Below are 24,151 nucleotides of genomic sequence, written 5' to 3' on the forward strand. Positions count from 1 at the left end.
GTTGGGGTTGGGGTGTGTGGGGGGGGGTGGGGGGGGGGGGGGGGGGGGGGGGGGGGGGGGGGGGGGGGGGGGGGGGGGGGGGGGGGGCCCGCGGGGCCGCCCCCCCCCCGCGGCCGCACCGCGCACCCGCCCCGCGACCCGCCGCGACGGTCCGGATGGGCGACACCCCGCCCCTCTGGAGTCGTGCACGTCTCGGATGCGCTGAGACCATGGTGTCCGGCCGAGAAACGGGATGTGTGTCCGTATGCGCAGTGCCAAGGGTGAGGACGGCTACACCTTCGCCGCCCACGACACAGCCGCCGCCGTGGTGGACGGCACCGGCACCCTGGTGGCCTGGACATCGGCGGCGGAGCGGATGGTGGCGCGCCCGGCCGAGGAGGTGTGCGGGCACCCCGTGGCGGAGCTGCTCGCCGATCCGGCCCGGCTGGGCGAGGTGCTGGCCCAGCGGCCCTCCGGCCCGGAGCCGTGGGAGGGGCGCGCGGTCCTGCGGCACGGTTCCGGCGGCGAGGTCGAGGTCGGGTTCCGGGTGCTGCCGCTGGGCCGGGCGGCGGCCTGCGGCGTGTCCGGCTACCTGGTGGTGGGCGCGCCCGGCGAGCAGATCACCCGGTTGCGCCAGGACCACGCGCTGGCCGTCGGACTGTTCCAGCAGAACCGGTTCGGGCTGGCCGTCTTCGACACCGGGCTGCGTCTGGTGCGGACCAACACCCCGCTGCTGCCCTACACCGGGATCCCCGCCGACCTGCGCGGGCACCGCCTGGGGGACTTCCTGTGGGCGCGGGACGCCGAGGCCCTCGACGAGCGGCTGGCACAGGTGATCGCCACCGGGGACCCGCTGCTGGGCTTCACCACCCCCGCCCGCACCCTGCACGACCCGCGCAGCGGCGTGATCCTGCGGGTCTCCGCCTTCCGGCTGCAGGAACCGGACGGGCGGTGCCTGGGGGTGGCGGCCACCTTCAGCGACGTGACGGCCGAACACCGCATCCACGAGCGGATCGAGGTGCTGCACCGGGCCACCTCGGTGCTGGGCGGCTCGCTGTCGGCCCAGGCCACCAGCGAGGACCTGGCGGGCGCCCTGGTGCCGTCACTCGCCGACGCCATCGCGGTCGACGTCACCGAACCGGTGTTCACCGGCGGGGAGCCGGTGCCGGACCGGCGGGAGCGGCTGGCGCTGCGCCGCACCGCGGTGGCCGGGGAGGGCACCGCGGCACTGCGGACGCCCGGCACCGTGCACACCGGGGCCGTCCCGACCTCCCCGAGCCGCCCGGGCCGGGGCGTGCTGGTGCCGGACCTCGGCCTCCTCGGCGAGGAGGGTGCGGGCGGGGGCACCGGCCCCGGGCCACCCGACTGGTCGACCGCGGTCCCCGGCACCCGTTCGGCGATCAGCGTCCCGATGTGCGCCGGGAACACCCTGCTGGGCAACCTGATGCTGTGGCGGACCGCGCCCACCCGGCCCGCCTTCGAGAAGGGCGACCTGCACCTGCTGGAGGAGATCGCCGCCCGTGCCGCGCTGGCCCTGGACAACGTGCGCCGCTACACCCGCGAGCATCTGGCGGCGGTGAGCCTGCAGCGGTCCCTGCTGCCGCCGGCCACGGCGGACACCGCCGCGGTCAGGACCGCCAGCGTCTACCTGCCGGCCGATCCGATCGGCGGGGTCAGCGGGGACTGGTACGACGTCATCCCGCTTTCCTCGGCGCGCGTCGCCCTGGTGGTCGGGGACGTGGTGGGGCACGGGCTGCGGGCGACCGCCTCGATGGCCCGGCTGCGCACCGCCGTGCGGACCCTCGCCGACCTCGATCCGGACCCGGACGAACTGCTCACCCATCTGGACGACCTGGTGCTGCAACTGCCGCTGGGCGCGCCGGAACCGGCGGGGGCCCAGCAGCCCGTGGGCGCGGAGCAGCCCGGCGTGCCGACCCTGCCCGGCCCCGGCCTGTCGGGCGACTCCTCCGCCCAGAGCGGACCGGACACCTTCGCCGCCACCTGCCTGTACGCGGTGTACGACCCGGTGAGCGGCCGCTGTTCGATGGCGAGTGCCGGGCACCCGCCGCCGGCCGTGGTGGACGCCGACGGCACGGTGACCTTCGTGGCCATGAACCCCGGCCCGCCGCTGGGGGTGGGCGGGCTGCCGTTCGAGAAGTCGGTGATCGACGTCACGCCGGGCGGTGTGCTGGCGCTGTACACCGACGGCCTGATCGAGCGGGGCGAGGGCGACGTCGACGAGGGCATGGAGCAACTGCAGAAGCGGCTGGTGCAGACGGACGCGCTGCACCGGCCGCTGCACGACGTGGCCCGGGAGATCGTGGCCGGGCTGCCGCCCACCCGCCTGCCGGACGATGTGACGCTGCTGGTGGCCCGGACGCGGCGGGTGCCGGAACGGGACACGGCGACCTGGGCGCTGGAGGCCGACCCGGCCGTGGTGGCCCGTGCCCGGGAGCTGGTGATGCGACAGCTGACCGCCTGGGAACTGGACCTGCTGTCGTTCACCACCGAGCTGGTCGTCAGTGAGCTGGTCACCAACGCGATCCGGCACGCGGGCGGCCCGATCGAACTGCGGATGATCCGGACCGACGTGCTGACCTGCGAGGTGTCCGACCCCAGCAGTACCCAGCCGAGGATGCGCCGGGCCCGGGACACCGACGAGGGCGGTCGCGGTCTGTACCTGGTCGCCCAGCTCACCACCCGATGGGGCAGCCGCTACACCCGCGGGGGCAAGACCATCTGGGCCGAACAGGCGCTGCCGCCGATGCTGTGAGGGCCCCGGCGCCGGGTCCGGCGGCCGGCTGGGCACCGCCCCGGGCCGCCGGTGCGGCGGTTGTGCGCTGCTTGCCATGGCTTGTCGTGAGCACGTATGGGGCACTAAGGTCACAGGGCCTTGGTGCACGGGAAACCGGTGTGGAACCGGTGCGGCCCTCGCCACTGTGATCGGGAAGTCCGGCTCCATCCCCGCGGGGAAGCCACTGGGACGGCGTGGAAGTACCGCGGCGCCCGGGAAGGCGGAGTTCGGGCGGCATCACCCGTCAGCCAGGAGACCGGCCAGGGTGTGTCGTCCATCCACGAGGTGCTGGAGAGGTCTCCCTTCTCATGCATATAGCCGAGGGCTATCTGCCCCCTGTGCACGCCGCCGCCTGGGCCGCGGCTTCCGCTCCGTTCGTCTTCCACGGGGTGCGCGCGCTGACCCGCGAGGTCAAGACGCACCCCGAGAGCACACTGCTGGTCGGCGCCTCGGGCGCCTTCACCTTCGTCCTGTCCGCCCTCAAGATCCCTTCGGTGACGGGGAGCTGTTCGCACCCCACCGGCACCGGGCTCGGCGCCATCCTGTTCCGGCCGCCCGTCATGGCCGTGCTGGGCACCATCACGCTGCTGTTCCAGGCCCTGCTGCTGGCCCACGGCGGACTGACCACGCTGGGCGCCAACGCCTTCTCCATGGCCATCGTCGGCCCGTGGGCGGGATACGGCCTGTACCGGCTGCTGCGCCGGTTCGGCGCGCCGCTGATGGTCTGTGTGTTCTTCGGCGCGTTCGCCGCCGACCTGAGCACCTACTGCGTCACCAGCGTGCAGCTGGCCCTGGCGTTCCCGGACCCGAGCAGCGGATTCGCCGGCGCGCTGGCCAAGTTCGGCGGCATCTTCGCGGTCACCCAGATTCCGCTGGCGGTCAGCGAGGGGCTGCTGACGGTGCTGGTGATGCGGCTGCTGACGCAGTCGAGCAAGGGCGAGCTGGCCCGGCTGGGCGTGCTGCCGGGCGAGCGGTCCGGCGACGCGAGCGGCACGACCGGCACGAAGGGCGCGGTGGCCTGACATGAGCCGTAACGCGAAGATCAACGCACTGATCCTGGCGGTGGTCGCGCTGCTCGCCGTGCTGCCGGTCGTCCTGGGGCTCGGCGACGACAAGGAGGAGCCGTTCGCCGGGGCCGACGCCCAGGCGGAGACGGCGATCACCGAGAACAAGCCGGACTACGAGCCGTGGTTCAGTCCGCTGTACGAACCCCCGTCCGGAGAGATCGAGTCGGCGCTGTTCGCGCTGCAGGCCGCGCTGGGGGCCGGGGTGCTGGCGTACTACTTCGGGCTCCGCAAGGGGCGCCGCCAGGGCGAGGCCCGCGCCGCCGCGGCGGCCGCCGCCGCAGACCTGCCGCCGGCACCCGACGCGGGCGCGCCGGAAGAGCCGGCACGGCCCTCGGGCACCGCCGCCGACCGGTCCGCCTGACCCGGTGCTGCCCATCGACGCGGCGGCGCACAGCAGTCGCTGGCGCCACCGCCATCCACTGGAGAAGGCCCTGCTGGGTCTCGGCCTGACGGTGACCGCGGTCTGTCTGCCGCCCTGGCCGGGCGCGCCACTGGTGGCCGCCGCCACGCTGGCACTGCTCCTCGGCCCGGCGGGGGTCGCCGGACGGCAGCTGTGGCGGGCCTTCCGGATACCGCTCGGATTCTGCGTCACCGGGGCGCTGCCGCTGCTGGTGCAGGTGGGCGGTCCGCACGGGCCGCTCTCCCTGGCGCCGGGCGGCCCGGAGCAGGCCGGACAGCTGCTGCTGCGGACTTCCGCGGCCTCCTTGGGGGTGCTGCTGTTCGCCTTCACCACACCGGTCTCCGACGTGTTCCCCCGTCTGGTGCGGGCCGGCGTGCCGGCGGCCGTGGTCGACGTCGCGCTGGTGATGTACCGGATCAGCTTCCTGCTCCTGGACACGCTGTCCCGGGTCCGCCAGGCGCAGGCCGCCCGGCTGGGCCACACCAGCCGGGCGGCGGCGTGGCGGTCGGTGGCCGGGCTGGGCGCGATCGCGTTCGTCCGGGCCTTCGACCGGGCCGGCCGGCTGCAGGCCGGGCTCGCCGGCCGCGGCTACGACGGCACGCTGCGGGTCCTGCTGCCCCCGGCGACCGTGTCGAGGCGCTTCGTCGGCGCCACCGCGGCCCTGCTGACGGGCCTGGTCGTCCTCACCCTCGTACTCGAAAGGCTCGTCCCATGACCCCGTCGTCCCCGCCACCGGTCGTGGAGCTCGTCGACGCCGGATACGCCTACGAGGACGGTCCCCCGGTGCTGCGCGGGGTGTGCTTCGCCGTCAGCGAAGGGCGTTCGGTGGCGTTGCTCGGCCGCAACGGCAGCGGCAAGACCACCTTGATGCGGCTGCTCAGCGGCGGGCTGCGGTGCGCCTGGGGCGAACTGCGGCTGGACGGCGAGCGGGTGGGCCACGACCGCAAGGCGCTGACCCGGCTGCGCACCGCCGTCCAGCTGGTCGTCCAGGACCCCGACGACCAGCTGTTCGCCGCCTCGGTCGGCCAGGACGTGTCCTTCGGCCCGATGAACCTGGGGCTGCCGCCGGAGGAGGTGCGCGACCGGGTCGCCGAGGCCCTGGAGGCGCTGGACATCACGGCGCTGCACGACCGGCCCACCCATCTGCTCTCCTACGGGCAGCGCAAGCGCGCGGCCATCGCCGGGGCGGTGGCCATGCGTCCGCGGGTGCTGATCCTGGACGAGCCGACGGCCGGGCTGGACCCGCACGGGCAGGAGCGGCTGCTCGAAGTGCTGGGCCGGCTGCGGGAGACGGGCACCACGGTGCTGATGGCCACCCATGACGTGGACCTGGCGCTGCGCTGGGCGGACGACGCGGCGGTGCTGGCGCCGGACGGGCTGCGCACCGGCGAGGTCTCGGCACTGCTGGGCGACCAGGCGCTGCTGGACGCGGCGAGGCTGCGCCGCCCGTGGGGCATGGCGGCCGCGGAGGTACTGCGGGCGCACGGACTGCTGTCCGCGGGCGAGCCGGGGCCGCGGACGCCCGAGGAGTTCGCGCGCTGGACGGCGGCGGTGTCCGGCGGCTGACCGGCGCGGCCGCCCGCCGCCGTCCGCCCTCCGATGCGCTCAGGTGACACTGCCATCCGGGTCGAGGAGCACCCATCGAGCGGCTGCTCGGCCTTCCGCCTGTCCTGCCATCCGTCCGTCCGCAGTGTTCAGGGGTCTCCCAAAGAGCGCGCGTGACCGTATCCGGCCGGTGCGGAATCACGCCGGGGAGCAGGGAGCGGAGGCGTGGTGGGCGAGCGGTAGAGATAGCCGACGCCGCGGACCGAGACGATGGATCCACCGCCCACAGGCGTACGGTCGAGCTTGCCGCGCAGCCGGGAGATGACGAATTTGACCCGCCCGTGGGCGGTCGGGTCCGGATCGTCCCAGCCCTCGTCGAGGAGCCTCCCGACGTGCTGGATGACGCCCGCGTGGCGAACGAGTCGGTTCAGCACGCGGAACTCCGCTGTGGTGAGCGGCAGTCGGGAACCAGCGGCCCACGCCTGTTGCCGCTGCGAGTCCAGCCGCAGCAGGCCGTCGTCGTACACGTCGTCGCCCCGCCCCTCCGCGGCCCGGTAGCGGTGCAGTACGCGTTCGATGCGCGCGGCGATCTCGACGGGCTGACAGGGCTTGACGATGTAGTCGTCCGCGCCGCTGGTCAGTCCGACGACCACGTCGACGCTGTCGCTGCGCGCCGTCAGGAAGATGACCGGGACATCGCTGACGGTACGCAGTCGCCGCAGCACTTCGAATCCGTCGATGTCGGGCAGCATCACGTCGAGCAGCACGAGGTCCGGGCGCTGGAGGTAGGCGCTGCGCAGACCGGCTCGTCCGGTTCCCTCGACAAGGACCTCGTAGCCCCAGCGCATGAGCACCGCCCGGAGGGCCAGGAGAACCGCCTCGTCGTCCTCGACCAGCAGGAGTTGCGTCGGGCGGGCGGGGCCCGACTCCGGGCGGGCGGTGCCGGTCGGGAGCGTCCGGCCGGGCTCGGACGGGACCGGGCGCCGGGGCACTTCGATCCCGGTTGCCGGAACGCCCTGGTCCAGCAGGTACTGCGTCGCCATGGGGTAGCAGGCGGGGCAGAACCGGAACGGCACCCCGTTCACCAGCAGCGTGTACTCGGCCTGCCGGGGACAGCGCCGGCCCGCCAGCTCGACCGTGCAGGGGCCGCGCTGCCGCGCCTGACGGGAAGCCTCGCGCGCGCGAGCGCGCCGTCCCGCCGAGCGGCATGTGGCCGAGCAGTACTCCCGGGGGCGTCCCACGTTCCGGGGCGGCGGCAGCGCCCGGCCGCAGGCGAGACAGGCATCGGTCTGGGCGGACAGAGCGCCCCCCTTCTTCCCGCGCACGAAAGGGATTTCGTGCGCCTGCTTGAGCCCGATCGGACGGACTGCCCTTGGCCGCCGTCTCCCGATGCTGTTACCTGTAAGGAGCACGCCGGAAACGGCAGGGGGCCCGGCCGCCGCAGGGCGACCGGACCCACGTGTCACGGTCGCTCGGGCTTGCCGGCGTCGGCGACCGTGCCACTCACCGCGGTGAGCGCCCTCGCCACAACGGCGAGGGCCTGCGCGTCGGTCAGGACCGCGACCGCCTCGACCACACCGAGCACGGTACGCACCCCCTCCCACCACACATGCCGTGAAGCGCCCACTGACGGCCACCTCCGCGGCGACCCGGAAGGCACCGGCGCGGGAGCCCTCCCCGCCGCCGCGCCCTCCGCCACGTCCCCGTCGTCTCCGCACGAGCCGTCGCGCATCGGGATCCTCCTCTCGACGGCGCCGGCGACCTTCGCGGGCCGTCGCGACTTGCACGCGGCGGTCGGGCCGCGAGAGGTGCCACTCGGTGCGCCCCGGCCTGGTGCGGTCACCGGGGTGGTGTGGTGTCAACCGTCGCGTGCCGGACGGAGGGGTGGCAAGCAGATGCAAACAAGGTAGTCGGGGCGGTGGTGGCCGGGGCAGCGCGAGCGGGCCCGTGGCCCGGAGGTCACCGCAGGCCGCTGAGGGCCGCCGCGCACCTGCGCGCGCCGGTGCGGCGCAGGCCGGTCGCGCGCGGGGCCAGCATCACGGCCAGCGCCAGCAGCCGCAGCGGCACCAGCACTCGGGCCACCCGGCACCCGCGCGCGGCGCGGACGCCGGGCCACAGCGGCACCGCGCCGGCCGGTCCCGCCCCCGCCCGGACCGCCCGGTACACCGCCGCCCCCACCCGGACCACCCGGTACGCCGCCGCCCCCGCCCGCCACACCCTCGCCACCACCACGGAACCCTTCCCTCGACCGGTCGTGCCGCCGCCGAGGACCTAGCTCACCATCTCGGCGGGGTCCGCGTCCGGTTCCGGCGCGCGGGCACCCGGCACCGCCCGGGACGCCAGGCCGCCCGGCCGGCGCCCTCAGCGGCCGGCCGGCGGGTGGCGGCGCACCAGCACCACGGCCACGTCGTCGTCGTGACCGGACCCCGCGACCGCGGGCGCGAGGACGCGCTCGGCCAGCGCCTCCAGGTCCGGCGGTCCTCCGGAACCGTCCGCGGCGCCCGGCCGGTACCCGAGCCGCCCGGCCAGTCGCGCCACCCCGTCGTCGTAGTCGACGCCCGGCTCCTCGACCAGGCCGTCCGTGTAGAGCAGCAGCGTCGCGCCCTCCGGCAGGTTCACCTCGGTCACCGGGTAGTCCCGGCCCGCGCACGGGAAGATGCCCAGCGGCACCCCGCCCGGCACGTCGAGTGCGACGACCCGGCCGTCCGGCCCCAGCACCATGGGCGGCGGGTGGCCGGCCCGCACCACCCGCAGCGTGCCGTCCGCCGCGGTGATGTCGACGATGGCGCAGGTGGCGAAGAGGTCGGTGTCCAGGTCGCACAGCGTGCGGTTGGCGCGGGACATCAGCGAGGCGAGTTCATGGCCTTCGGTGGCATGTGCCTGCATCGCGATCCGCAGCTGGCCCATCACCGCCGCCGCCCGCGCGCTGTGGCCCTGGACGTCGCCGATGACCATGGCGATACGGCCGTCCGGCATCGGCAGCGCGTCGTACCAGTCGCCGCCGACGTCCAGCCCGTCCGAGCCGGGGCGGTACCGCACCAGCACGTCCAGCCCGGGCAGCCGCGGCAGCCGCCGGGGCAGCATCAGGTCCTGCAGTTCGGTCAGGTGGGCGCGCCGTTCGTCGAAGAGGCGGGCGCGGGCCAGGGACTGGGCGAGGATGCCGGACAGGCCCGCGCCGAGCACCTGGTCGTCGGCGGAGAACGTGTGCGGGTGCTCGTAGACGATCACGCAGACCCCGACCAGGCCGTCGGCGGTCGCCAGCGGCAGCACGGCCCAGGCGTGCAGGCCCGGCAGCGGCGTCAGCCGGGGGTCCCCGACCCGCTCCATGAACTCCTCCCGGGAGCTGATGAACATCGGCTCACCGTCGAGCAGCGGCGCCAGGTAGGGGTTGTCGACACCGATCTCACCGATCCAGCGCAGCCGGTCCTGGTGACCGTCGAATCCCCGGGAGCCCAGCAGCCGCATCCCGCCGTCCTCGGACTTCAGGAAGATCGCCATGCGCTGGCCGCCGAACGCCGGGAGCACGGTGTCCGCCATGGTCGAGACGATGTCCTCGGAGGAGGAGGCCGCGGTGAAGGCCCGCGTGATGCCGAGGACGAAGTCCTTGCGAGCCTGGCGTTCGTACTCCCGGGCCCGCTCCTCGGTGCTGTCCCGGGCCACGCCGACCATGCCCCTGGGCTCCCCGCCCGGCGTGTAGACCACCCGGCTCTCGGCGTCGATCCACCTGACCGCCCGGTCGTCACGGCGCACGATGCGGTAGTGCACCACGTAGCGCCCGGTGCGGAGGCTCTCCTCCAGCGCCTGGTCGACGGTGGCCCGGTCGTCCGGGTGCAGTGCCGCGTAGAACGTCTCGACCCGGCCGTCGAACTCGGCGGGGGCGATACCGAAGAGCCGGCAGATCCGTTCGTCCCAGACCAGCCGGCCGGAGGGGAAGTCCCAGTCGAAGGAGCCGATGCCGGCGTTGGCCATGGCCATTTCCAGCATGCCGGCCCGGTCCCGGGTCCGGAACGGCAGCAACCGGGTCCCGGCCTGCGGCTTCGTGCCGCCGGTGGCCTGGCGTTCCAGGTCGAGCAACTGGTCCAGGCGGTACGCGCACAGCGCCGCCAGGGCGAGGAAGTCGCGGTGCCGGGCGGTGTCCAGGGTCTCCCGGCGGGAGAGTTTGAGGACCGCCGAGCCGATGCAGCGGGTGCCGATCAGCAGCGGCAGCACCGCGAACTCGGCCGCCGCGGTCTCCGGGGCGGGCTGCCCCGACTCCTCGGACTCCCCGGGCAGCGCGTAGACGGCCTCGTGCTCGCGGACCACCTGGGCGGCCGGCAGCCCGGCGTCGAGCGACATCACCCGGTACTGGTCCAGCACCCGCTCGTCCAGCCCCTCCGCGGCCACCAGCCGGATCATGCCGTCGTCGTCCGCCCGGTAGAGCAGCCCCATGTCCACGGCGTCGCCGCGGCCCGGATCGACCGCGGCCATCAGCGCGGCCAGCAGGGATTCGGCGTCCGCGCTGGACAGCAGCCGGGCGACGGCATGCTCGTCCAGGCCGCTGCGGCCGCCTTCCGGGCCCCGGTGACCGTCCGCCGGGCCTACACCCATTCCCTGTCTCCGTCTTCCGCCACACACTCCGGCCCGCCCGCCGCGGTCCCATGTTCTCCCAGGCCGGTGCGGTTCGCATCAGCAGCGGGCGATGTCCGATTCCCGCCAGCATCCGGCCCGCGGCTGCCGCACAGTGGAGGCGTGATGGATGAGGACAGCATGTACGAGGCGGTGTGCAGCCGGGACGCCAGGTTCGACGGCGAGTTCTTCTTCGCGGTCTCCACGACCGGCATCTACTGCCGGCCGAGCTGCCCCGCGGTCACCCCCAAGCGGCAGAACGTCCGGTTCTTCCCGGCCGCCGCCGCGGCCCAGCGGGCGGGCTTCCGGGCCTGCCGCAGGTGCCGGCCCGACGCGGTGCCGGGGTCGGCGGAGTGGAACGCGAGGGCCGACGTGGTGGGGCGGGCCATGCGGCTGATCGGGGACGGGGTGGTGGACCGGGAGGGAGTGGCCGGACTGGCGGTCCGGCTGGGCTACAGCGCCCGGCAGGTGCAGCGCCAGCTGAACGCGGAGCTCGGCGCGGGCCCGGTGGCGCTGGCCCGGGCCCAGCGGGCGCACACCGCCCGGGTGCTGCTGCAGACCACCGCGTTGCAGTCGGCGGAGGTGGCGTTCGCGGCGGGATTCGCCAGCGTCCGGCAGTTCAACGACACCATCCGCGAGGTGTACGCGGCGACGCCGACCGAGCTGCGGGGGCACCGGCCGGCGGCCGCGGCCCGGGCCGGACGGGCGACGGCCGGCCGGGCCGGACGGGCGGCGTCGGCGGTGCGCGAGCGTCCCCCCGGCCCCGGTGACGGGCCGGGCGACCGGGCGGGCGGCACCCGGCAGCCGGGCCGGGTGGTGATCCCGGCCGCCGTGGCCGCCGGGACGGGCGGACCGCCCACGCCGCCCCAGGGGCCGGGGGGCATCCCGCTGCGGCTGGCCTATCGCGGCCCGTACGCGGGCGCCGAGCTCTTCGACTACCTGGCCCACCGGGCCGTCCCGGGCGTCGAGGAGGTGACCGGGGGGCACGGTGCCCGGACGGCCCCCGGAGCCGGTCGGGGCCGGGTGTACCGGCGCACCCTGCGGCTGCCGCACGGCTTCGGGGTGGCGGAGGTCACCGAGGGCCCGGACGACCAGGGCTGGCTGGCGTGCCGGCTGCACCTGAGCGAGCTGCGCGACCTGACCACCGCCACCCAGCGGATACGGCGGCTGTTCGACCTGGACGCCGATCCGTTCGCGGTGACCGAGCGGCTGGGCGCGGACCCGGTGCTGGGCGCCCGGGTGGCCCGCCGGCCGGGCATGCGGGCGCCCGGGGCGGCCGATCCGCAGGAGCTGGCGGTGCGGGCGGTGCTGGGCCAGCAGGTCTCGGTGGCGGCCGGGCGCCGGCTGGGGCAGGCCCTGGTGGAGGCGTACGGCGAGCCGCTGCCGGCGCCCGCCTGGGGCTCGCCCGGGCCGGGGGCCTGGGGCTCGCTGACCCGTCTGTTCCCGTCGGTGGAGACACTGGCCGAGGCGTCGCTGGCGGAGATCGGGATGCCCGAGTCCCGCCGTGCCGCGCTGCGCGCGGTGAGTACGGCGCTGGCGGACGGCACGGTGTGCCTGGACGCGGGCGTCGACCGTGAAGAGGCGGAACGGGCGCTGCTGGCGCTGCGCGGCATCGGCCCCTGGACCGCCGGGTACATCCGGATGCGGGCACTGGGCGACCCGGATGTCCTCCTCACCGGGGACGTCGCGATCGCCGCCGGCATGCGGGAGGCGGGGGCCCGGCCCGGCGACACCGAGGGCTGGCGTCCGTGGCGCTCCTACGCCATGCACCATCTGTGGCACCGGGAGCCGGCGGCCGGCGCGGCGGCGCGGTCCGGCCCGGAGTGAGGGCGGCGGGGCCGGCGCCGCGGGTGCGGGCCGGTCCCGGCAGGGGGCGGCGGGGCCGGGGCGGCGGCACCCGCTCGGCGGCGGCGCCCCGGGGTGCCGTTCCGGCGGCCGGCCGCCGCGGGGGTACCGGGGCCGGGCGGCGGACCGGTGCCGTGGCGCGGGTGCCGTGGCGCGGGTGCGGCGGGTCCCCGCGGCCCCCACAGCCGCGGCGACCCGCCGCACCGGCACCGGCCGGGTGGTCAGCGGATGTGGACGCCGGACAGGGTGCGGGCGATGACCAGCCGCTGGATCTCGCTGGTGCCCTCGAAGATGGTGTATATCGCCGCGTCCCGGTGCATCCGCTCCACCGGGTACTCACGGGTGAAGCCGTTGCCGCCGAGGATCTGTACGGCCTGGGCCGTGACGGTCTTGGCGACCTCGCTGGCGAAGAGCTTCGACATGGACCCCTCGGCGGCGGTGAACCGCTTGCCGTTCACCGCCATCCAGGAGGCGCGCCAGACCAGCAGCCGGGCGGCGTCGATCCGGGTGCGCATGTCGGCGAGCTGGAAGGCGATGCCCTGGTTGTCGATGATGGGACGGCCGAACTGCTCCCGGGTGCGGGCGTAGTCGAGGGCGACCTCGTACGCGGCGCGGGCGGTGCCCACCGCCATGGCGCCGACCGCCGGGCGGGACGCCTCGAAGGTGGCCATCGCCGCGTTCTTCACCCGGTCGCCGGCGGACCGGGCCTTCTCCCGGGCCCGGGCGAGACGCTCGTCGAGCTTCTCCTTGCCGCCCAGCAGGCAGGAGCCGGGCACCCGGACGCCGTCCAGCACCACCTCGGCGGTGTGCGAGGCGCGGATGCCGTGCTTCTTGAACTTCTGCCCCTGGGACAGGCCGGGCGTGCCCGGCGGCACGATGAAGGAGGCGTGGCCCTTGGACCCGAGCTCCGGGTCGACGACCGCGACCACCACGTGGACGTTGGCGATGCCGCCGTTGGTGGCCCAGGTCTTGGTGCCGTTCAGCACCCACTCGTCCTTGGCCTCGTCGTAGACGGCCCGGGTGCGCATGGCGGCGACGTCCGACCCGGCGTCCGGCTCGGAGGAGCAGAACGCGGCGACCTTCACGTCGTCGGCGTCGCCGTACATCTGCGGGATCCAGGTGCCGATCTGCTCCTCGGTGCCGTTGGCGAGCACGCCCACGGCCGCCAGCCCGGTGCCCATGATCGACAAGGCGATGCCCGCGTCGCCCCAGAACAGCTCCTCGGTGGCCATCGGGATGCCCAGTCCGGTGGGGTCGAAGTACTGCTGGGCGTAGAAGTCCAGGGAGTAGATTCCGACCTTCGCGGCTTCCTGGATGATCGGCCACGGCGTCTCTTCGCGCTCGTCCCACTCGGCGGCCGCCGGGCGCATCACGTCCGCGGCGAAGCCGTGAATCCAGTCACGTACGGCCTTCTGGTCGTCGTTGAGCTCGAAAGAGAACTCGGCCATGGCCCCTCCTGCACACTTGTTACTAGCGGTAACGTGAGTCTGTTACTCGTGAGTAGAAGATGTCAACTCCCTCGTTCGGCACGCCCCTCACCTGCGGCGAAGTGTTACGTTGCGCATGCGTCGCGGAAACACCAGGGGCGGGGAGGCAACCACCATGAACACCGGGACCGGCCGACGGGACGACGAACGGCCACGGGACGGCCGGGACACGGCCGCGCCCGGCCGCAGACCGGGGGACACCGAGGAGCGCCGCAGGGAGCTGCTGGAGGCGGCGGACCGGGTGGTGCTGCGCGACGGCCCCGAGGCCTCGATGAACGCCATCGCCGCCGAGGCGGGCATCACCAAGCCGATCCTCTACCGCCACTTCGGCGACAAGGGCGGCCTGTACCGGGCACTGGCCCAGCGGCACACCGACGCCCTGCTGGCGTCGCTGCGGGACGCGCTCGACGCGCCCTCCGACCGGCGGGAGCGGGTCGAGGCCACCCTGGACACCTACCTGGCGGCGGTCGAGGCGCGCCCGCAGGTGTACCGGTTCCTCATGCACCCGGCCGAGGACGACCAGCAGACCGAGTCCGACCAGGGCTTCGACGTGGGCCGGCACTCCGCTCCCCTGCTCCGCCGCATGGGGGAGGAACTCGCCGAGGTGATCGCCGAGCGCGTCGACCTGGACTCCGGGGACCGGGCGGCGGCCCGCGCCTGGGGCCACGGGATCGTCGGCATGATGTACGCGGCGGGCGACTGGTGGCTGCGGGAGCGCCCGTGCCCCCGGGCCGACCTGGTGCGCAACCTCACCGACCTGCTGTGGGGGCGGCTGGCGACGGCAGGCGACCGGCGGGACGGTCCCGGCTTCTGACCCCGCCCGGCGCGCGTTCCCGGCCGGTCAGCCCCGCCGGGGGCGCGCCCACGGCGCCCGGCGTGCCGCCCGCAGCGCCCGGCGCTGCCGCAGCCCCGCCAGCCGGTCGGTGAACAGCCCACCGTCGAGGTGGTCGCACTCGTGCTGCAGACAGCGTGCGAAGAAGCCGGTCCCCTCCACCCGCAGCGGCTCGCCGGTCATGGTCACCCCTTCCACGACCGCGCGGTCGAAACGGGGCGTCCCCGCCTCGATGCCGGGCAGCGACAGGCAGCCCTCGGGGCCGCGGACGGTCACCCCGTCCGCCTCCACCAGCCTGGGGTTGACGATGTGCCCCAGATGGCGGCGGTCCTCGTCGTCCGGGCAGTCGTGGACGAACACCCGCAGACCGACCCCGATCTGGTTGGCGGCGAGGCCCACGCCCTGGGCGGCGTACATGGTGGCGTAGAGGTCCTCGACGAGCGCGGCGAGCGACCCGTCGAAGACGGTGACCTCCTCGCAGGGAGCGCGCAGAACCGGATCGCCGAGCAGCCGCATCGGGTGCACCACGCCTGAGCTGCCGGGAATCACGCTCTTTCGCATGCCCGCAAGGGTACGGTCATGCGGGCCGGGGGTACCTCTCCCGGCCGAAGCGCCGAGGGGGAGGGATTCGGGACGACGGCCGGATCTCGATAGGCTGATCCACGACCGATGCCTCCCGGCAGGGGGTCGCTCCCGTGGCGGAAGGGCCGCGAGGGTGATTCAGGCGTGACGGGGGCGTATCCACCGGCGCCCCAGGGGGCATGGGCGCGGCGCCGGACGCAAGGAGGATCTAGGAGATGGCAGGCAACTCGGACCCGCTGTCGCCGCGGGCCAAGCTGGCCGTGACGGCGGGCAAGGCAGCGGCCGCGGTATCGAAGGCCGCGGGCCGGGGCAGTGGCTCGGTGATCGGGGGCAAGGTGGCCCTCAGACTCGATCCGGACCTGCTCCGCGCGCTGGCGCAACACCTCGATGTGACCCTGGTCTCCGCCACCAACGGCAAGACCACCACCACGCGGCTGATCGCCGAGGCGCTGCGGGCCGCCGGTCCGGTGGTCTCCAACGCGCTGGGCGCCAACATGCCGGCCGGCATCACCTCCGCGCTCGCCGCCGGCAGCGACGCCCGCTACGGCGTGATCGAGGTGGACGAGAAGTACCTGGCCGGAGTGGCCCGGGACACCGAGCCCAAGTGCATCGCGCTGCTGAACCTCTCCCGCGACCAGCTCGACCGGGCCGCGGAGACCCGGATGCTCGCCGAGAAGTGGCGCGAGGGGCTGTCCGGCACCAAGGCCGTCGTGGTGGCCAACGCCGACGACCCGCTGATCGTGTGGGCCGCCTCCTCCTCCCCCAACGTGGTGTGGGTCGCGGCCGGCCAGGAGTGGAAGGACGACGCCTGGTCCTGCCCGTCCTGCGGCGGCGTGCTGCAGCGTCCCGGCGACGACTGGGGCTGCGGCGAGTGCGGCTTCCGCCGCCCCGCGCCCAGCTGGGTGCTGCACGGTGACTACGTGCTGGACCCGCAGGGCTCGGCCTGGCCGATCCACCTCCAGCTGCCGGGCCGCGCCAACAAGGCGAACGCGGCCAGCTCGGCCGCCGTCGCCGCGGTCTTCGGCGTGCCGCCGCAGGTCGCGCTGGAGCGGATGTACCAGGTGCAGGCGGTGGCCGGCCGGTACGACGTGGTGACCTTCATGGACCGCCAGATGCGTCTGCTGCTGGCGAAGAACCCGGCGGGCTGGCTGGAGACCTTCTCGCTGATCGACGCCCCGCCCGCGCCGGTGATCCTCTCGGTGAACGCGCGCGGCGCCGACGGCACCGACACCTCGTGGCTGTGGGACGTGGACTACACCCGGCTCGCCGGGCGACCGATCTGCGTCATCGGGGACCGCAAGCTGGACCTCGCGGTGCGGCTGGAGGTCGCCGGCCTGGAGTTCCGGGTCTGCGAGGACGTCGACGAGGCGGTTCGGATGTGCCCGCCCGGCAGGATCGAGACCATCGCGAACTACACCGCGTTCCAGGACCTGCGCCGCCGCGTCGGCAACTGACCCCCCAACGCAGCCCGCTGGGCAGTACGTAGAAGGATTGCGATCATGAGCCAGAACAGCCTGCGCCTGGTGTGGGTCTACCCCGACCTGCTGAGCACCTACGGAGACCAGGGGAACGCGCTCGTCGTGGAGCGCCGCGCGCGCCAGCGCGGCCTGGACGTCTCCCGGCTGGACGTCCGCTCCGACCAGCAGATCCCCACCTCCGGGGACATCTACCTGATCGGCGGCGGCGAGGACCGTCCGCAGCGGCTGGCGGCCGAGCGGCTGCGCCGCGACGGCGGGCTCAACCGGGCGGTCGCCAACGGGGCGATCGTGTTCTCGGTGTGCGCCGGGTACCAGATCCTGGGCCACGAGTTCATCAACGACCTCGGCCAGCGGGAGCCGGGCCTGGGCCTGCTGGACGTGGTCAGCACCCGGGGCGAGGGCGCCCGGTGCGTCGGCGACGTGCTGGCGGACATCGACGAGCGGCTGGGCCTGCCGCCGCTGACCGGGTTCGAGAACCACCAGGGCGTCACCCACCTGGGGCCCACCGCCCGCCCCTTCGCCCGGGTGCGGTTCGGCAACGGCAACGGCACCGGGGACGGTTACGAGGGCGCGTACAACGACACCGTGTTCGGCACCTACATGCACGGACCGGTGCTGGCCCGGAACCCGCTCATCGCGGACCTGCTGCTCAAGCTGGCGCTCGACGTGAACGCGCTGCCGCCGGTCAACGACCAGTGGTACGACGCGCTCCGGGCGGAGCGGATCGCGGCGGCCACCCAGTCCGCCTGAGCCGTCGTCGACCGGTGGGCGCGCCCGCCTCGGGGGGCGTCCACCTGTTGGCCACCGCCCCGACGGAGCGCACCGGCTGGTTTAGGGTGGCGGTGATCCGACCGGACGAAGGGGTCCGGGCCCCGTCCGGTTGAGTTGCAGAGGTATCTCGGACATATGCGTATTGGTGTGCTCACCTCCGGCGGCGACTGCCCCGGTCTGAACGCCGTCATCCGCTCCGTCGTCCACCGTGCCGTCGTCGATCACGGCGACGAGGTCATCGGCTTCCACGACGGCTGGAAGGGCCTGCTGGAAGGCGATCACCGCCCCCTCGACCTGGATGCCGTCGCGGGCATCCTGGCCCGCGGCGGCACCATCCTCGGCTCCTCCCGGGTCCAGCCGGCGCACCTTCGGGACGGCGTCGAGCGGGCCAAGGGGCACGTCGCCGAGCTCGGGCTGGACGCGGTCATCCCGATCGGCGGCGAGGGCACCCTGAAGGCGGCCCGGCTGCTGTCGGACGCCGGTCTGCCGATCGTCGGGGTGCCCAAGACCATCGACAACGACATCGCGGCCACCGATGTGACGTTCGGTTTCGACACCGCGGTCGGGGTCGCCACCGAGGCCCTGGACCGGCTGAAGACCACCGCCGAGTCGCACCAGCGGGTGCTGATCGTGGAGGTCATGGGGCGGCACACCGGGTGGATCGCGCTGCACTCCGGCATGGCCGCGGGTGCCCACGCGATCGTGGTCCCGGAGCGGCCGTTCGACATCGACGAGCTGACCGACGTGGTCGGCCGGCGGTTCGCGGCGGGCAAGAAGTTCGCCATCGTGGTCGCCGCCGAGGGGGCCAAGCCGCGGGCCGGTTCGATGGAGTTCGACACCGGCGGCAAGGACATCTACGGGCACGAGCGGTTCGCGGGTATCGCCCGCCAGCTCTCGGTGGAGCTGGAGCGGCGCCTGGACAAGGAGGCGCGGCCGGTGATCCTGGGGCATGTGCAGCGGGGCGGCACGCCCACCGCCTACGACCGGGTGCTCGCCACCCGCTTCGGCTGGCACGCGGTGGAGGCCGCCCACAGCGGGGCGTTCGGCATGATGACGGCGCTGCGGGGCACCGACATCACCCTGGTGCCGCTGGCCGAGGCGGTGGAGCGGCTCAAGACCGTGCCCGCCGACCGGTACGTGGAAGCCGAGTGCGTGCTGTGAGCTGATCACGCGCCCCGACGCCGGGTCGCGCCGCTCGTACGGCGGCGCGACCCGGCGTGGTACCGCCCCCGCCCGGAACCGCCGGCGGGGGCGGTTCTAGTCTGGTGGGGCGGATCGGCGCAAAACCCGGCAGAACAGGGAGATCGGATGGACCACGGCGGACACGGCATGATGATGGATCTGCCGCCGTTCACGCTCTCGCGCGGGCTGGAGTTCGGGGGCGACACGTTCTTCCTCGTCGCCTGCGCGCTGGCGCTCGTGCTGTACGGGTGGGGCGTGCTGCGGCTGCGGCTGCGCGGGGACGGCTGGCCGATCGGCCGCGTCGTGGCGTTCGTCCTCGGCGTGCTCTCCATCGCCCTGGTCATGTGCACCAAGCTCAACGACTACGGCATGGTCATGTTCAGCGTGCACATGGTGCAGCACATGGTGATCAGCATGCTGTCGCCGATCCTGATCCTGCTGGGTGCCCCGGTGACGCTGACCCTGCGCGCGCTGCCCGCCGCCGGGCGCGGCCGCAAGGGCCCGCGCGAGCTGCTGGTGGCGCTGCTGCACAGCCGGTACATGCGGGTCGTCACCCACCCGGTCTTCACCATCCCGCTGTTCATCGCGAGCCTGTACGGGCTGTACTTCACCCCGCTCTTCGACACCCTGATGGCGAGCAAGCCCGGCCACATCGCGATGATGGTCCACTTCCTCGCCGTCGGCCTGGTCTTCTTCTGGCCGATCATGGGCGTGGACCCCGGACCGCACCGGCCCGGCTATGTGATGCGGATGCTCGAGCTGTTCGCGGGCATGCCGTTCCACGCCTTCTTCGGCATCTCCCTGATGATGGCCTCCGAGCCCATGGTCGACGCCTACAAGCACCCGCCGGCCTCCCTGGGCATCGACGTCCTCGGCGACCAGAACGCGGCCGGCGGCATCGCCTGGGCCTTCAGCGAGATTCCCTCGGTCGTGGTGCTGCTGGCGCTGGTCTACCAGTGGTACCGGTCCGAGCAGCGGCAGGCGCGGCGCAAGGACCGGGTCGCCGACCGGGACGGTGACCGCGAGCTGGAGGCGTACAACGCCTACCTCGCCTCACTGCAGGCGCGCAGCCGCTGAGCCGGACCGGATCCGCGCCGGCTATGGCGGTACCGGCCCCGCCGGTGGACGATGGTCTCCTAGGCCGTGGTCCGGGCGGAGCGCCGCCGGGACCTCGTTGAGGAGGTTGCGGGGATGCCCGGATCTGCGAAGGCGATGGCGTGGTGCACGGTGGTGGGGCTGGTCCTGGCGACCGCCTACACGGTGGTGCTGGGCAGCAGCAGCTGGCTGTGGTTCAGCTGGGCGGTGCTCGGACTGCTGACCGTGGGCGTGGTCGCGGCCCGGACCTGAGCGGGGCGCGGACGACGCAGGACGAACGGGCGGGGTGATGCCACCCCGCCCGTTCGCCGTGTCCGCCTGGCCCCTCCCCCTCAACGCCTCAGCGCCCGTCCGGGCCGGCCGGCGGCGGCGGAGCGGCCGGGGCTTCCGGGGCCGCCCCGAGCGAGCCCAGCCGGCGCCGCAGATGGACCCGCTCGGATTCGGTGCCGGCCAGTTCGAGCGCGCGCCGGTAGGCGGCCGCGGCCTCCGGGAGCCGGCCGAGCCGGTGCAGCAGGTCCGCCCGCGCCACCTGGTAGGGGTGGTAGCCGCGCAGCCGTTCCTCGCCCGCGAGCTCGTCCAGCAGGTCGAGACCGGCCTGCGGGCCGTCCCGCATCGCCACCGCGGCGGCCCGGTTCAGGGCGACGACCGGCGACGGCGCCAGCGCGAGCAGCACGTCGTAGAGCGCCACGATCTGCGGCCAGTCGGTGTCGGCGAAGTCCGCCGCCTCGTCGTGCAGGGCGGCGATCGCGGCCTGCACCGCGTAGCGGCCCGGCGCGCCGCCCACCAGTGCGGCGGGCACCAGGGCGCGGCCCTCCTCGATCAGCGTGCGGTCCCAGCGGCCGCGGTCCTGGTCCGCCAGCAGCACCGGCGCCCCGTCGGGGCCGGTCCGCGCCCCGCGCCGGGCGTGCACCAGCAGCATCAGCGCCAGCAGCCCGGTGACCTCCCGCTCGGCGGGGAGCAGCCGGTGCAGTATCCGCGTCAGCCGGATGGCCTCCTCGGCGAGGGCCGGCCGCTGCGGGTCCGGGCCCGAGGTGGGGGCGTACCCCTCGGTGAAGACCGAGTAGAGGACCTGCAGCACGCCCGCCAGGCGTGCGGGCAGCTCGTCGGGGGCGGGCACCCGGAACGGGATCCGGGCCTCCCGGATCTTCTTCTTCGCCCGCACGATCCGCTGGGCCATGGTGGCCGGCGGGACGAGGTAGGCCCGGGCGACCTCGGGCGTGGTCAGCCCGGCCAGGCAGCGCAGGATCAGCGCCCCGCGCGCCTCGGCCGGCAGGGCGGGGTGGGCGCAGGTGAAGAACAGCCCGAGCCGGTCGTCGGGCAGCCCCGTGCCGGTGTCCGCGGGCGGGGCGGGGCCGGCCCGGTCCGCCTCCACCTGCAGGAGGGCGAGCCGGGCGGCGTAGGCCTGGTCACGGCGCAGCCGGTCGACGGCCTTGCGGCGGGCCGTGGTCAGCAGCCACGCCCCGGGCCTGGCCGGTACGCCCTGCGCCGGCCAGTGCGCCAGGGCGGCCTCGATCGCTTCGGAGGCGACCTCCTCGGCCAGGTCGAGGTCGCCGAACCGGCGTGTGAGGGAGGCGAGGAGCCGGCCGTGTTCCTCGCGGAACACGGCCTCCACGGCCCGGCCGGCGCCACCCACCCGCTCCGGCACCGGTTCAGGCCCCGAAGTCGGCGACCGGGCGGACCACGACCGAGCCGCTGCCGCGCGCTCCGGGGCAGCGGGCGGCCCAGTCCAGCGCGGCGTCCAGGTGCGGGACGTCGATCACGTAGAAGCCGCCGAGGACCTCGCGGGTCTCGGCGAACGGCCCGTCGGTGACCGTCCGCTCGCCGTCCGGGCCGACCCGGACGGCGGTGGCGGTGACCAGGTCCGCCAGCGACTCCCCCGAGACCAGGATCCCGGCGTCCCGGACCGCCTTGTCGTACTCGGCCCACTCCCGGACGTCGCACTCGGCGGCCGCCCCGTTCTCGTCGATCGCGCCGGCGTTGATCAGCAGCATGTACTTCACGGTCGGAACTCCTTGTCGGTGCTGTGGTGTCCTCGCGCGGCGAGGCGCCGCACACCATGACGACGAACGGGGCGCGCCCGGATCGACATCGCGCGGGAGGATTTTCCCGCGGGCCCGCGCCACGCGCACGGCCCGGCCGCGGTGCGGGCCGTGGCCGGGCCGGTGTCCCGGCGGCCCGCCGCACCCCGCCACGGGCGGCGCCGGGCGCACCGCCGCCGCTCAGGGGTGCATGCGCGCCCCCTTGAGGACCCGGTCCACCGCGTTGCGCGGCCCGTGGAGGGCCATCCCCACCAGGTCGAGCCGGTCCCTGCCCACCGCCCGCACGGCCGCCCGGTTGTCCCGGTCGTCGCCGGTGCCGAACAGGTCCGAGGTGAAGACGGCGGTGGGCAGCTCACGGGCGAGCGCCCGGCCGTGCGCGGCGGTCAGCGTCGCCTTCGACCCCTCGAAGACCAGCACCGGCTGGCGGAACATCGGCAGGTACCCGCTGCCGTCGGCGTCCTCGTACGGTTCGCCGATCAGCTCGGGGACGGCCGTGCCGATCCCGCTGACCAGGAAGGCGGTCACGTTCAGCCGCTGCCAGGGCTCCAGGTCCTCGCGCAGCAGTACGGCGATCTTGGTGTCGAAGCGGACGGCGGCGGTCCCGCCCCCGGCGCCGCCTGCCCGCTCGGTCTCGTCGGTGTTTCTCATGCCGCGAGACTGCCGGGTGCCCGCCCGCCGGGTCTTGTACGTTCCTGGCATGGTCCCCGGTCAGCAGCTCTCCGCCTGGCGACCGCCGGTGGCCGGCGTCGTGGAGGTCCTGCACGCCCGCTTCACCGAGCACGCGTACCCGATGCACGTCCACGACGCCTGGACCCTGCTGATGGTGGACGACGGCGCGGTCCGCTACGACCTGGACCGCCACGCGCTCGGCACCCCGCGGGACACCGTGAGCCTGCTGCCGCCGCAGGTTCCGCACAACGGCTCGCCCGCCACCTCGCACGGCTTCCGCAAACGCGTGCTCTACCTCGACATGACGCAGCTGGACGAGAGCCTCATCGGCCCGGCGGTGGACGGCCCGATCCTCTCCGATCCCGTCCTGCGCACCCGGGTGGGCCAGTTGCACGCGGTTCTCACCCGGCGGGGGGAGGAGTTCGAGGCGGAGAGCCGTCTGGCCTTCGTCAGCGAGCGGCTGCGCGAGCACCTGCGCCCCAAGGCGGTCCGGCGCGGCACCGCGCCCTCCCGCGGGGTGGCCCGGCGGCTGCGCGAACTCCTCGACGAGCGGCTGCCGGACGCCGTCACCCTGGAGGAGGCCGCGCGCCTGGTCCACGCCCACCCGACCCATCTGGTGCGCGCCTTCAGCGCCGCCTTCGGTATCGCGCCGCACCAGTACGTGACGTCCCGCCGCGTCGACCTGGCCCGCCGGCTGCTGCTCGACGGGCGGCCACCGGGCGAGGTGGCGGCCTCGGTCGGCTTCCACGACCAGTCCCACCTCACCCGGCACTTCAAGCGGATCGTGGGCATCGCCCCCGGCCGGTACGCCCGCGCCGGGTCCGGCGGCGGGCCGCCGGCCACCCGTGCCTGACACGGCGGCGGGCGGCCGCCGCGCGCCGGAGGGGCCCCGCGTCGGGCCCGGCGGGGTGGCGGGCCGGCCTCCGCGGCCGCGGCGGGCCGGCTAGCGGAAGTCGTCCGCGTGGTCCTCGGCCCATGACCGGAAGGTCCTGGCGGGCCGTCCCAGGAGCCGTTCCACCGTGTCGGTGACCCGTTCCGGGGTGTCCACGAAGCCCGCCCAGGCCCGCAGCCGGGCATCGGCGAACTCCGCGCTGGCCCACGCGGCGGCCAGTTGCTCACGCGCCACTTCGGCGGGCAGTTCCTCCCACCGCACGTCGCGGCCGGTCACCTCGCCGATGATCCGCACCAGTTCGGCCTGCGGGATCGACTCCGGTCCGGTGATCACGTACGCGGCCCGCTCGTGCCCCCCGGTGGTGAGCGCGCGGACCGCCACGTCCGCGATGTCGCGCTCGTGGATCAGCGACCGGGCGGCCTGCCCGTACGGCAGCCGGACCACGCCCCGCCGGATCTGGTCCGCCCACCCCAGGGTGTTGCCGGCGAAGTCGATGGCCCGGACGAAGGTCCAGCTGAGCCCGGTGTTCCTGATGAGCCGCTCGATCTCCTGGTGGAAGACGACGGGCCGTTCGCCGTCCCGGAGGTCGGTGACGTCGGCGGACAGGTACACCACGCGCTCGGCGTGCTCGGCGATCAGCTCCACCACCCGGGGGCTCACCGGAAGGCCGGGCCACATCAGGAACACGCTCGTCACGCCGTGCAGCGCGGCTTCGATGCTGCCGGGGTCGGTGAGGTCGCCGCGGACCGCCTCGACCCCCGCGGGCAGCGAGGCGCGGTGCGGGTCACGGACCAGGGCGCGTACCCGGTGTCCGGCCGCCGCGAGTGCGGAGACGATGTGCCTGCCCACGTTGCCGGTCGCGCCGGTCACCAGAATCGTGCTCATGCCG

Annotated in this window: 23 protein-coding genes and 1 riboswitch; of the genes, 13 read left to right on the plus strand and 10 right to left on the minus strand. The window is 74.6% G+C overall.

The window, feature by feature from the left end:
* Window positions 1-244 precede the first annotated feature (244 nt).
* From ACH4B3_RS30760 to ACH4B3_RS30780, 5 genes are all read left to right on the plus strand, one after another.
* Window positions 245-2,752, plus strand: coding sequence for a SpoIIE family protein phosphatase (locus ACH4B3_RS30760; protein WP_398468417.1), 2,508 nt, complete (start codon window positions 245-247; stop codon window positions 2,750-2,752).
* A gap of 104 nt (window positions 2,753-2,856) precedes the next feature.
* A riboswitch (cobalamin riboswitch) is annotated at window positions 2,857-3,053 on the plus strand.
* Window positions 3,054-3,081: 28 nt separating this feature from the next.
* Window positions 3,082-3,795 carry an energy-coupling factor ABC transporter permease gene (locus ACH4B3_RS30765; protein ID WP_398468419.1) on the plus strand — a complete coding sequence of 238 codons (714 nt, stop codon included), beginning with the start codon at window positions 3,082-3,084 and terminating at the stop codon, window positions 3,793-3,795.
* Window position 3,796: 1 nt separating this feature from the next.
* Entirely contained in the window at window positions 3,797-4,201 is a 405-nt protein-coding gene (locus ACH4B3_RS30770; protein WP_398468421.1) for an energy-coupling factor ABC transporter substrate-binding protein, read from the plus strand.
* Between the two features lie 4 nt (window positions 4,202-4,205).
* Entirely contained in the window at window positions 4,206-4,955 is a 750-nt protein-coding gene (cbiQ, locus tag ACH4B3_RS30775) for a cobalt ECF transporter T component CbiQ (protein ID WP_398468423.1), read from the plus strand.
* The gene (locus tag ACH4B3_RS30780; RefSeq protein WP_398468425.1) at window positions 4,952-5,806 is read left to right on the plus strand and encodes an energy-coupling factor ABC transporter ATP-binding protein; all 855 of its coding nucleotides are present in this window, start codon (window positions 4,952-4,954) and stop codon (window positions 5,804-5,806) included. The genes cbiQ and ACH4B3_RS30780 overlap by 4 nt, the downstream gene beginning before the upstream one ends.
* A 128-nt stretch (window positions 5,807-5,934) precedes the next feature.
* Here the strand turns inward: ACH4B3_RS30780 and ACH4B3_RS30785 are convergent, their stop codons facing one another.
* The 4 genes from ACH4B3_RS30785 to ACH4B3_RS30800 all read right to left on the minus strand — a co-directional run bounded on the left by ACH4B3_RS30785 (window position 5,935) and on the right by ACH4B3_RS30800 (window position 10,372).
* Window positions 5,935-6,870, minus strand: coding sequence for a response regulator transcription factor (locus ACH4B3_RS30785; RefSeq protein ID WP_398468427.1), 936 nt, complete (start codon window positions 6,868-6,870; stop codon window positions 5,935-5,937).
* A 377-nt stretch (window positions 6,871-7,247) separates the two neighbouring features.
* On the minus strand, window positions 7,248-7,412 hold the full coding sequence (locus tag ACH4B3_RS30790; RefSeq protein WP_398468429.1) for a hypothetical protein: 165 nt from the start codon (window positions 7,410-7,412) through the stop codon (window positions 7,248-7,250).
* A gap of 332 nt (window positions 7,413-7,744) precedes the next feature.
* Window positions 7,745-8,017, minus strand: coding sequence for a hypothetical protein (locus ACH4B3_RS30795; protein WP_398468430.1), 273 nt, complete (start codon window positions 8,015-8,017; stop codon window positions 7,745-7,747).
* Between the two features lie 129 nt (window positions 8,018-8,146).
* Complete coding sequence (locus tag ACH4B3_RS30800; RefSeq protein WP_398468432.1) at window positions 8,147-10,372, minus strand: SpoIIE family protein phosphatase; 2,226 nt, start codon at window positions 10,370-10,372, stop codon at window positions 8,147-8,149.
* 144 nt (window positions 10,373-10,516) lie between these two features.
* Between ACH4B3_RS30800 and ACH4B3_RS30805 the strand changes: the two genes are divergently transcribed.
* Complete coding sequence (locus ACH4B3_RS30805) at window positions 10,517-12,217, plus strand: DNA-3-methyladenine glycosylase 2 family protein (protein ID WP_398468434.1); 1,701 nt, start codon at window positions 10,517-10,519, stop codon at window positions 12,215-12,217.
* A 239-nt stretch (window positions 12,218-12,456) separates the two neighbouring features.
* On the opposite strand, the gene ACH4B3_RS30810 is transcribed toward ACH4B3_RS30805, so the two are convergent.
* Window positions 12,457-13,683: an acyl-CoA dehydrogenase family protein gene (locus tag ACH4B3_RS30810; protein WP_398468436.1), complete on the minus strand. Its 1,227-nt coding sequence runs from the start codon at window positions 13,681-13,683 to the stop codon at window positions 12,457-12,459.
* Between the two features lie 154 nt (window positions 13,684-13,837).
* Here ACH4B3_RS30810 and ACH4B3_RS30815 point away from each other — a divergent pair, with 154 nt between their 5' ends.
* The gene (locus tag ACH4B3_RS30815) at window positions 13,838-14,536 is read left to right on the plus strand and encodes a TetR family transcriptional regulator (protein WP_398468438.1); all 699 of its coding nucleotides are present in this window, start codon (window positions 13,838-13,840) and stop codon (window positions 14,534-14,536) included.
* Between the two features lie 27 nt (window positions 14,537-14,563).
* On the opposite strand, the gene def is transcribed toward ACH4B3_RS30815, so the two are convergent.
* The gene (gene def, locus ACH4B3_RS30820) at window positions 14,564-15,115 is read right to left on the minus strand and encodes a peptide deformylase (protein ID WP_398468440.1); all 552 of its coding nucleotides are present in this window, start codon (window positions 15,113-15,115) and stop codon (window positions 14,564-14,566) included.
* Window positions 15,116-15,351: 236 nt separating this feature from the next.
* On the opposite strand from def, the gene ACH4B3_RS30825 reads away from it, so the two are divergent.
* The 5 genes from ACH4B3_RS30825 (at window position 15,352) to ACH4B3_RS30845 (ending at window position 19,914) form a co-directional block, all read left to right on the plus strand.
* The gene (locus ACH4B3_RS30825) at window positions 15,352-16,590 is read left to right on the plus strand and encodes a MurT ligase domain-containing protein (RefSeq protein WP_398468442.1); all 1,239 of its coding nucleotides are present in this window, start codon (window positions 15,352-15,354) and stop codon (window positions 16,588-16,590) included.
* A 45-nt stretch (window positions 16,591-16,635) separates the two neighbouring features.
* Window positions 16,636-17,364 (plus strand): type 1 glutamine amidotransferase, encoded by a 729-nt coding sequence (locus tag ACH4B3_RS30830; protein WP_398468444.1) that lies wholly within the window; start codon window positions 16,636-16,638, stop codon window positions 17,362-17,364.
* 156 nt (window positions 17,365-17,520) lie between these two features.
* The gene (locus ACH4B3_RS30835) at window positions 17,521-18,546 is read left to right on the plus strand and encodes a 6-phosphofructokinase (protein WP_398468446.1); all 1,026 of its coding nucleotides are present in this window, start codon (window positions 17,521-17,523) and stop codon (window positions 18,544-18,546) included.
* A gap of 147 nt (window positions 18,547-18,693) precedes the next feature.
* Entirely contained in the window at window positions 18,694-19,644 is a 951-nt protein-coding gene (locus tag ACH4B3_RS30840; protein WP_398468448.1) for a cytochrome c oxidase assembly protein, read from the plus strand.
* A gap of 114 nt (window positions 19,645-19,758) precedes the next feature.
* On the plus strand, window positions 19,759-19,914 hold the full coding sequence (locus tag ACH4B3_RS30845; protein WP_398468450.1) for a hypothetical protein: 156 nt from the start codon (window positions 19,759-19,761) through the stop codon (window positions 19,912-19,914).
* An 88-nt stretch (window positions 19,915-20,002) separates the two neighbouring features.
* On the opposite strand, the gene ACH4B3_RS30850 is transcribed toward ACH4B3_RS30845, so the two are convergent.
* From ACH4B3_RS30850 to ACH4B3_RS30860, 3 genes are all read right to left on the minus strand, one after another.
* Entirely contained in the window at window positions 20,003-21,307 is a 1,305-nt protein-coding gene (locus ACH4B3_RS30850; RefSeq protein WP_398468452.1) for an RNA polymerase sigma factor, read from the minus strand.
* A gap of 4 nt (window positions 21,308-21,311) precedes the next feature.
* Entirely contained in the window at window positions 21,312-21,662 is a 351-nt protein-coding gene (locus ACH4B3_RS30855) for a YciI family protein (RefSeq protein ID WP_398468454.1), read from the minus strand.
* A 219-nt stretch (window positions 21,663-21,881) separates the two neighbouring features.
* On the minus strand, window positions 21,882-22,349 hold the full coding sequence (locus ACH4B3_RS30860; protein WP_398468456.1) for a DUF2000 family protein: 468 nt from the start codon (window positions 22,347-22,349) through the stop codon (window positions 21,882-21,884).
* A 49-nt stretch (window positions 22,350-22,398) separates the two neighbouring features.
* Here ACH4B3_RS30860 and ACH4B3_RS30865 point away from each other — a divergent pair, with 49 nt between their 5' ends.
* Entirely contained in the window at window positions 22,399-23,223 is an 825-nt protein-coding gene (locus tag ACH4B3_RS30865) for an AraC family transcriptional regulator (protein WP_398468458.1), read from the plus strand.
* Window positions 23,224-23,313: 90 nt separating this feature from the next.
* Here ACH4B3_RS30865 and ACH4B3_RS30870 read toward each other — a convergent pair whose 3' ends face one another.
* On the minus strand, window positions 23,314-24,147 hold the full coding sequence (locus ACH4B3_RS30870) for an SDR family oxidoreductase (protein ID WP_398468459.1): 834 nt from the start codon (window positions 24,145-24,147) through the stop codon (window positions 23,314-23,316).
* Between the last annotated feature and the right edge of the window lie 4 nt (window positions 24,148-24,151).

It is taken from the genome of Streptomyces sp. NPDC018031 (assembly GCF_044327625.1).
GTDB lineage: Bacteria > Actinomycetota > Actinomycetes > Streptomycetales > Streptomycetaceae > Streptomyces.

Coding starts and splice junctions, on each gene's coding strand:
- ACH4B3_RS30765 (WP_398468419.1), top strand. CDS start 3,082: ATGCATATAGCCGAGGGCTATCTGCCCCCTGTGCACGCCGCCGCCTGG.
- ACH4B3_RS30830 (WP_398468444.1), top strand. CDS start 16,636: ATGAGCCAGAACAGCCTGCGCCTGGTGTGGGTCTACCCCGACCTGCTG.
- ACH4B3_RS30810 (WP_398468436.1), bottom strand. CDS start 13,683: ATGGCCGAGTTCTCTTTCGAGCTCAACGACGACCAGAAGGCCGTACGT.
- ACH4B3_RS30860 (WP_398468456.1), bottom strand. CDS start 22,349: ATGAGAAACACCGACGAGACCGAGCGGGCAGGCGGCGCCGGGGGCGGG.
- ACH4B3_RS30865 (WP_398468458.1), top strand. CDS start 22,399: ATGGTCCCCGGTCAGCAGCTCTCCGCCTGGCGACCGCCGGTGGCCGGC.
- def (WP_398468440.1), bottom strand. CDS start 15,115: ATGCGAAAGAGCGTGATTCCCGGCAGCTCAGGCGTGGTGCACCCGATG.
- ACH4B3_RS30825 (WP_398468442.1), top strand. CDS start 15,352: ATGGCAGGCAACTCGGACCCGCTGTCGCCGCGGGCCAAGCTGGCCGTG.
- ACH4B3_RS30845 (WP_398468450.1), top strand. CDS start 19,759: ATGCCCGGATCTGCGAAGGCGATGGCGTGGTGCACGGTGGTGGGGCTG.
- ACH4B3_RS30780 (WP_398468425.1), top strand. CDS start 4,952: ATGACCCCGTCGTCCCCGCCACCGGTCGTGGAGCTCGTCGACGCCGGA.
- ACH4B3_RS30800 (WP_398468432.1), bottom strand. CDS start 10,372: ATGGGTGTAGGCCCGGCGGACGGTCACCGGGGCCCGGAAGGCGGCCGC.
- ACH4B3_RS30840 (WP_398468448.1), top strand. CDS start 18,694: ATGGACCACGGCGGACACGGCATGATGATGGATCTGCCGCCGTTCACG.
- ACH4B3_RS30835 (WP_398468446.1), top strand. CDS start 17,521: ATGCGTATTGGTGTGCTCACCTCCGGCGGCGACTGCCCCGGTCTGAAC.
- ACH4B3_RS30770 (WP_398468421.1), top strand. CDS start 3,797: ATGAGCCGTAACGCGAAGATCAACGCACTGATCCTGGCGGTGGTCGCG.
- ACH4B3_RS30815 (WP_398468438.1), top strand. CDS start 13,838: ATGAACACCGGGACCGGCCGACGGGACGACGAACGGCCACGGGACGGC.
- ACH4B3_RS30805 (WP_398468434.1), top strand. CDS start 10,517: ATGGATGAGGACAGCATGTACGAGGCGGTGTGCAGCCGGGACGCCAGG.
- ACH4B3_RS30870 (WP_398468459.1), bottom strand. CDS start 24,147: ATGAGCACGATTCTGGTGACCGGCGCGACCGGCAACGTGGGCAGGCAC.
- ACH4B3_RS30760 (WP_398468417.1), top strand. CDS start 245: ATGCGCAGTGCCAAGGGTGAGGACGGCTACACCTTCGCCGCCCACGAC.